Annotated in this window: 6 protein-coding genes; 3 read left to right on the top strand and 3 right to left on the bottom strand. The window is 70.8% G+C overall.

Features of this window, described 5'->3' with window-relative positions; all coding sequences use genetic code 11:
* Window positions 1-247 precede the first annotated feature (247 nt).
* Window positions 248-1,000: a bacteriorhodopsin gene (locus J7U37_RS20945; protein WP_247636963.1), complete on the top strand. Its 753-nt coding sequence runs from the start codon at window positions 248-250 to the stop codon at window positions 998-1,000.
* Window positions 1,001-1,004: 4 nt separating this feature from the next.
* Window positions 1,005-2,003: a Brp/Blh family beta-carotene 15,15'-dioxygenase gene (locus tag J7U37_RS20940; RefSeq protein WP_247636962.1), complete on the top strand. Its 999-nt coding sequence runs from the start codon at window positions 1,005-1,007 to the stop codon at window positions 2,001-2,003.
* On the opposite strand, the gene queC is transcribed toward J7U37_RS20940, so the two are convergent.
* The 3 genes from queC to queE are packed head-to-tail and all read right to left on the bottom strand — an operon-like array spanning window position 1,969 to window position 3,728.
* Window positions 1,969-2,688, bottom strand: a complete 720-nt coding sequence (gene queC, locus J7U37_RS20935; protein WP_056179357.1) for a 7-cyano-7-deazaguanine synthase QueC — start codon at window positions 2,686-2,688, stop codon at window positions 1,969-1,971. The genes J7U37_RS20940 and queC overlap by 35 nt on opposite strands.
* Window positions 2,685-3,050, bottom strand: a complete 366-nt coding sequence (gene queD, locus J7U37_RS20930) for a 6-carboxytetrahydropterin synthase QueD (RefSeq protein ID WP_056484043.1) — start codon at window positions 3,048-3,050, stop codon at window positions 2,685-2,687. The genes queC and queD overlap by 4 nt, the downstream gene beginning before the upstream one ends.
* Window positions 3,051-3,095: 45 nt before the next feature.
* Window positions 3,096-3,728 carry a 7-carboxy-7-deazaguanine synthase gene (gene queE / locus J7U37_RS20925; RefSeq protein ID WP_056484046.1) on the bottom strand — a complete coding sequence of 211 codons (633 nt, stop codon included), beginning with the start codon at window positions 3,726-3,728 and terminating at the stop codon, window positions 3,096-3,098.
* Between the two features lie 406 nt (window positions 3,729-4,134).
* Between queE and J7U37_RS20920 the strand changes: the two genes are divergently transcribed.
* Entirely contained in the window at window positions 4,135-5,703 is a 1,569-nt protein-coding gene (locus J7U37_RS20920) for a D-alanyl-D-alanine carboxypeptidase family protein (protein WP_247636961.1), read from the top strand.
* Window positions 5,704-6,000 lie beyond the last annotated feature (297 nt).

Genomic DNA, 6,000 nt, shown 5'->3' with positions numbered 1-6,000 from the left:
ACTGCGTCCAGGACGCGAATGCGCAGATCGTGACTGTAGGCACGGGCCATGGCGATCTCCCTGACGAACCTTCAGGGATCAACGCTCACCTCGCCGCAACGACTCAGGGATCGTGGAAAACGCTCTAGACGCGTCGGTCTCACCCGACTGTGACCGCGCGGCGGGCAACGATCCGGGCTGAGACAACTTGGGCAGGGGTGACGCCACGTTCGGGGCGCGCTTTTCATCCCTGACTCACGAGTGTTTGATGACGCCTCAATTTTGGCTTTGGCTCGGCTTTGCCGGCATGGCGGCGGGGGCCGCCGCGATCCTGTTCCTGGGCAAGCGCCGCACCGAGGCCGAGGAGGCGGATACGATCATCCACGGGATCGTGCCGATCATCGCCGCCTGTTCCTATTTCGCGATGGCGACCGGGCAGGGCAACATCCTTCTCCCGGCCGGTCCCGAGGCGGCCGACACCGCGCGCCAGTTCTATTTCGCGCGCTACATCGACTGGACCTTCACCACGCCCCTGCTGCTCCTCGGCCTCGCGCGCACCGCGATGCATTCGGGCATGCGCCGCCCGGCCGTCGTCTGGGGTCTGATCGGCTCCGATCTGATCATGATCGTCACGGCCCTGGCCTTCGGCCTGTCCACGGTCGCCTGGATCAAGTGGACCTGGTTCGCCATCTCGTGCGGCGCGTTCGCGGCGGTGTTCTACGGGATCTTCGTCCAGCTGCGCGAGGAGAACGCGGCTGAGCGGGCCGACGTGCAATCCGATTTCCGGCGCAACGCCGTGTTCCTGACCGCGGTGTGGTGCGCCTATCCGGTGGTGCTCCTCGTCGGACAGGACGGTCTCGGCATCCTGTCGCCGGCCGTGGCCCTGGCCGTCGTGGCGATCCTCGATCTCACCGCCAAGGTCGTCTACGGCATCATGGCCACCCGGGAGACCACCCGCGCCGTCGACCGCGACCTCGCCGAGGGCCGTGCCACGGCGACGCCCCTGCGCCGGGCGGCCTGACGGAATGGCGGCGCGCGCGTCCATCCCGTTCCGCGGGATACCGGTTCGAACGCGCCGCCGGATCTGGGCGGGGTCGGAGGCGTGGCTGCTGCCGGCAGCGGGTGCGCTCGTCGCGCTCGTGCTGGTCGCCTCTACCCTCCTGCCGCGCGAGGCCTCCTGGCTCGTCGCCCTCACGGTCGTCATCGTCCTCGGTGTCCCGCACGGCGCCCTCGACGGCGCGGTGGCGGCGCCCCTGCTGCGCCCACGCTATGGCCGGGCCTGGTTCGGGATCTTCGCGGTCCCGTATCTCGGCCTCGCGGCGCTGGTTCTCGTCGCCTGGCAGATCGCGCCCCGCGTCACCCTGGCGGGCTTCCTCGCCCTCTCGGTGATGCATTTCGGGGAGGAGGATGCCGGCCCGGGGCGGCCGTTCGAGGCCCTGGTGCGCGGGGCTCTGCCGATCGCGCTGCCGGCTCTGCTGCGCCCCGACGAGACGGCCGGCCTTTTCGCTGCCGTCACGCGGGTCGCCCTCCCGCAACTCCCGGTCTGGTGGAGCGCCGCGTCGTGGCTCTGGCTGGGTCTGGCGGCCTGCTGGATCGTCGGCCAGCGCCGTCGTCCGACAATGCTGGCCGAGATGGCCGCGCTCGCCTGCGCCTTCTGGCTGCTGCCGCCGCTTGCCGCCTTCACCCTGTACTTCGTCGGTCTGCACGGACCCCGTCACATGCGCGCCCTGGTGCGCGACCCGCACCGGGCGCCCGGCATCGACACGATGCCGCGGGCGGTGCGCGCGTCGCTGCCGGTGTTCGGCCTGACGCTCCTGATCGGCGCCGGGCTGTGGCCGCTCTACGCCGCCGGGTCCCCGGATGCCGCCGCCGCCCTGCTGGCCCTGACGCTGCAGATGCTCTCCGCCCTGACCGTGCCGCATGTCCTGCTCGACCGGCTGGCGGGCCGGCTCGGAGCCTCGTCGCTGGAGGTCCCGGCTTGCGCCCCGATCAGGCGCCCGCAGCCGGCACCGTCTCGGCGGTGAATCTGGCGAACCCCTTGGCGCGCAGGTCGCAGGCCGGGCACTGGCCGCAGCCGTGGCCCCAGGGATGGCGGTCGCCGCGGGTGCCGAGATAGCAGGTGTGGCTGTCCTCGACGATGAGGTCGACGAGCGCCCGGCCGCCGAGGTCTTCGGCCAGCCGCCAGGTCTCGGCCTTGTCGATCCACATCAGCGGCGTGTGCAGCACGAAGCGGCGATCCATGCCGAGGTTGAGCGCCACCTGCAGCGCCTTGATGGTGTCGTCCCGGCAATCCGGGTAGCCGGAATAATCGGTCTCGCACATGCCGCCGACGAGATGCGTCAGCGACCGACGGTAGGCGAGCGCCGCCGCGAAGGTGAGGAACAGCAGGTTGCGGCCCGGCACGAAGGTGTTGGGCAGACCGCCCGCCTCGAACGCGATGGCGGTATCGCGGGTCAGCGCGGTCTCGGAGACCTGCCCGAGGGCGTCCAGCGCCAGGGTGTGATCCTCCCCGAGGCGCGCCGCCCATTCGGGTTTCAGGGCGGCGATGCCCCGCCGCAGGGTGTCCCGGCAGTCGAGTTCGATGCGGTGGCGCTGGCCGTAATCGAAGCCCAGCGTCTCCACGCGCTCGAAGCGCTCCAGGGCCCAGGCAAGGCAGGTCGTCGAATCCTGTCCCCCGGAGAACAGGACCAGGGCGCTGCCCGCGCTCATCGGTGGCTCTCGCCCTCGTACTCGGCCCAGGACATCGGCGTCTCGTAGACCTTCACGGAGGAGAGGGCCGGCAGCGCCGCCTTAGTGCGCTCCCAGATCCAGGCCGCGATGTGCTCGGCGGTGGGATTCTCCAGCCCCTCGATCTCGTTGAGGCAATAATGGTCGAGGCGGGCCAGGACCGGCGCGAAGGCGTGCTCCACGTCGAAGAAATCCACCACCCAGCCGGTGGCCGGGTCGACGGCGCCCGAGAGGGTGAGTTCGACCCGGTAGGAATGCCCGTGCATGCGGTGGCAGCGATGGGTCTCGGGCACGTTCGGCAGGCGGTGGGCCGCCTCGAAGGTGAAGGCTTGGGTGATTTTCATCGGGTGATCTTCATCGTGCGAGCGGACGGGATCCTGCGGGGTTCCTCACGGAATCCCGATGATCTTGTGGGTCTGGAGCGACAGGCGCCAGCGCGCGTCGCGCCGGCAATAGGCCACGGCCTCGGCGGTGTTGGCGAGCCGGTCCGGCCCGTCCATCGGCTGGAGCCAGTGGTGGCGGAAATCGAGATCCGCGAAGGCGTCCGGGGTGGCCTCGGCCTGCGGGAAGACCAGCTTCAGCTCGTGGCCGCTGCGCTGGACGATGGGGTTGCCCGCCTTCGGGCTGACGCAGATCCAGTCGATGCCCGGCGGGGCCGCCAGGGTGCCGTTGGTCTCGACCGCGATCTCGAAGCCCTGCGCGTGGACGGCGGCGATCAGGGCCTCGTCGAGCTGGAGCAGGGGCTCGCCGCCGGTGAAGACGACGTAGCGGTGGCGCGGCCCGCCCGCCCAGGTTTTCGCGATGGCGTCGGCCAGATCCGGCGCGGTGGAGAACCGCCCGCCGCCCTCGCCATCCATCCCGATGAAGTCGGTGTCGCAGAACCGGCAGGCGGCGGTGGCGCGGTCCTCCTCGCGGCCGGACCAGAGATTGCAGCCGGCAAAGCGGCAGAACACCGCGGCGCGGCCCGCCTGCGCGCCCTCGCCCTGGAGAGTGTGGAACAGTTCCTTGACCGCGTAACCCATCACGTCCTCGGCGCCCGACCCCGCATCGACCCGGCCGGCGCTCCTTAAGCCTTGCAAGACTCTCGTGCCATCGGCCGGCGCCCGGCAGAACCCCGGCGCCTGCCAAAGATGGCTCCCGCGCACATAAGGGCCGTGCGGCGTCGGCACCACAGCGCCGAGGCGGCACCCACCCATGCGCTGGACCGGCCTATACCATGTAATTGCCGACTCCTCGCATCTGCGAGACGGTCCGCCATGCTGTTGCCACGGAACCCGTCTTGATGGGGGTCGTGCCACCCTCCGGCGACCTGCGCATCGGCGCTTGATGCCGCCCCAGGTCGATGGCATGCAAGCTTGGCCGTTGACCGGCCGTCCTCCCGGGCCGATCCTCGATCGCGCCGTTGCGTTCCTTTCTGAGACAGGCCTGATGTCGAACGGATTGTTGAGGCGGCTCGTCGTTGGTCTCGCGGTGGCGGCGGGATTGCTCGGCGCCGGACCCGCGAGCGCCGTGACGGCCCCGATCCTGGTGGTCGACGTCGATTCCGGCAAGGTGATCTACGGCCAGGCGGCCACCGACCCGTGGTTTCCCGCCTCCATCACCAAGCTGATGACCGCCTACGTCGCCCTCGACCTGGTGCGGCAGGGCAAGCTCTCCCTCGACACGCTCCTGACGATCTCGCCGGCGGCCGCCGCCGAGCCGCCCTCGAAGATGGGCTTCCGGCCGGGCACCAAGCTCACCCTCGACAACGCCCTGAAGATCATCATGGTCAAGTCGGCCAACGACGTGGCCTGGGCGATCGGCGAGAATCTCGGCGGCTCGGTCGAGGGCTTCGCCCAGATGATGAACGAGACCGCCCAGCGCATCGGCATGCGGGAAAGCCGCTGGACCAATCCGAACGGCCTGCCGGATGCCCGGCAATGGACCTCGGCCCGCGACATGGCCGTTCTCGGCCGCGCCCTCATCCGCGATTTCCCCGAGAGCCGGGCTTTGTTCTCGATCAGCGCCATCCAGTTCGGCCGCTCGGTCATGGCCAATCACAACGGCCTGCTCGGGCGCTATGCCGGCGCCGACGGCATGAAGACCGGGTTCATCTGCTCGGGCGGCTTCAACGTGGTGGCCACCGCGACTCGCAACGGCCGCCGCATCCTCACGGTGGTGATGGGCCAGCCCAGCGCCCGCGAGCGCGACCTGAAGGCCGCCGATCTGTTCGATTACGGCTTCGGCCAGTCCCCGGGTTGGGGTGCCCAGACCCTCGACGCCCTGCCGACCTCGGGCGTCTCCGAGCCTCCGGACCTGCGGCCCTATATCTGCGACCGCAAGAAGCCGATGCCGGTGGACGAGGGCCAGGGCGCCATCACGGCGAGCGCGGGCGCCGCCGGAGCCAGCGCCGACAACGCCAACGCGCAGCTGATGGCCGCCGCCGCGCCGCCCTCCGCGGCGCTGGCCTTCGCCACCATGAACAGCGCGGCCCTGCGCAACCGCGCCCTGCCGCCGCGCGCGCCGCTGCAGCCGATCCTGGTCTGGATCGGGCGCGATCCGGCCGAAGGCGCCATCGCGCTCAACGAGCAGGAAGAGGCCGAGAAGGCCGAGAAGGCGGCCAAGGTCGCCGAGGCCCGCAAGGCCAAGCTCGACGCGGTCGCGGCCAAGCGCGAGGCGGCCCAGGCTGCCCGACAGGCGAAGGGCGCCGCAGCCGGATCGGCGAAGACGGCTGCCAATCCCGCCACCAATCCCGCCACCAAGCCCGAGCCGAAGAAGGCGCTCGCCCGCGGCAAGGCCGGCGTTCCGGCCACGGCCAGCGCCTACGCTCCCGCCGACTCGACGCCCGTGCTGGAGGGCGCCCCGAAGCTGAAGGTCGGCACCGTCAAGAAGCCGGCGGCGAAGGTGGCCCCCAAGGCTGGGGGCAAGACCGATGCGAAGGCCGAGCGCAAGCCGGCCGGTGCCGCCGCGAAGGCGAAGGCCACCAAGTCGGCCGGCAAGGCCCAGGCCGACGAGTAGGACGGCCTCCCGGCATTCGCGTTCGCGTCGCGCGGGCGGGTTGATGGCCGGGCGGGCTATCGCACGCCCACGCTCGGCCCCCGAGCCGTCCACCTTCGGTCAGCGCGCGACGAGGGCAGAGCGCATTGCTGACGTGCTCGCCCACAGGCCCGATGCAACACCGCGTCATTCCGGGGCCGCGGAGCGGAGCCCGGAATCCAGACACGCAGGGGGTGCAGAACTTTCCACCGTCGGCGGATCTGGATTCCGGGCTCGCCTGCGGCGCCCCGGAATGACGATGTGCTTCATACGCGGCCT

The sequence above is a fragment of the Methylobacterium sp. 37f genome (assembly GCF_023093475.1).
Lineage (GTDB): Bacteria > Pseudomonadota > Alphaproteobacteria > Rhizobiales > Beijerinckiaceae > Methylobacterium.
The sequence above is the reverse complement of the archived record's forward strand: the minus strand, read 5'-3'. Positions and strand labels throughout refer to the sequence as shown.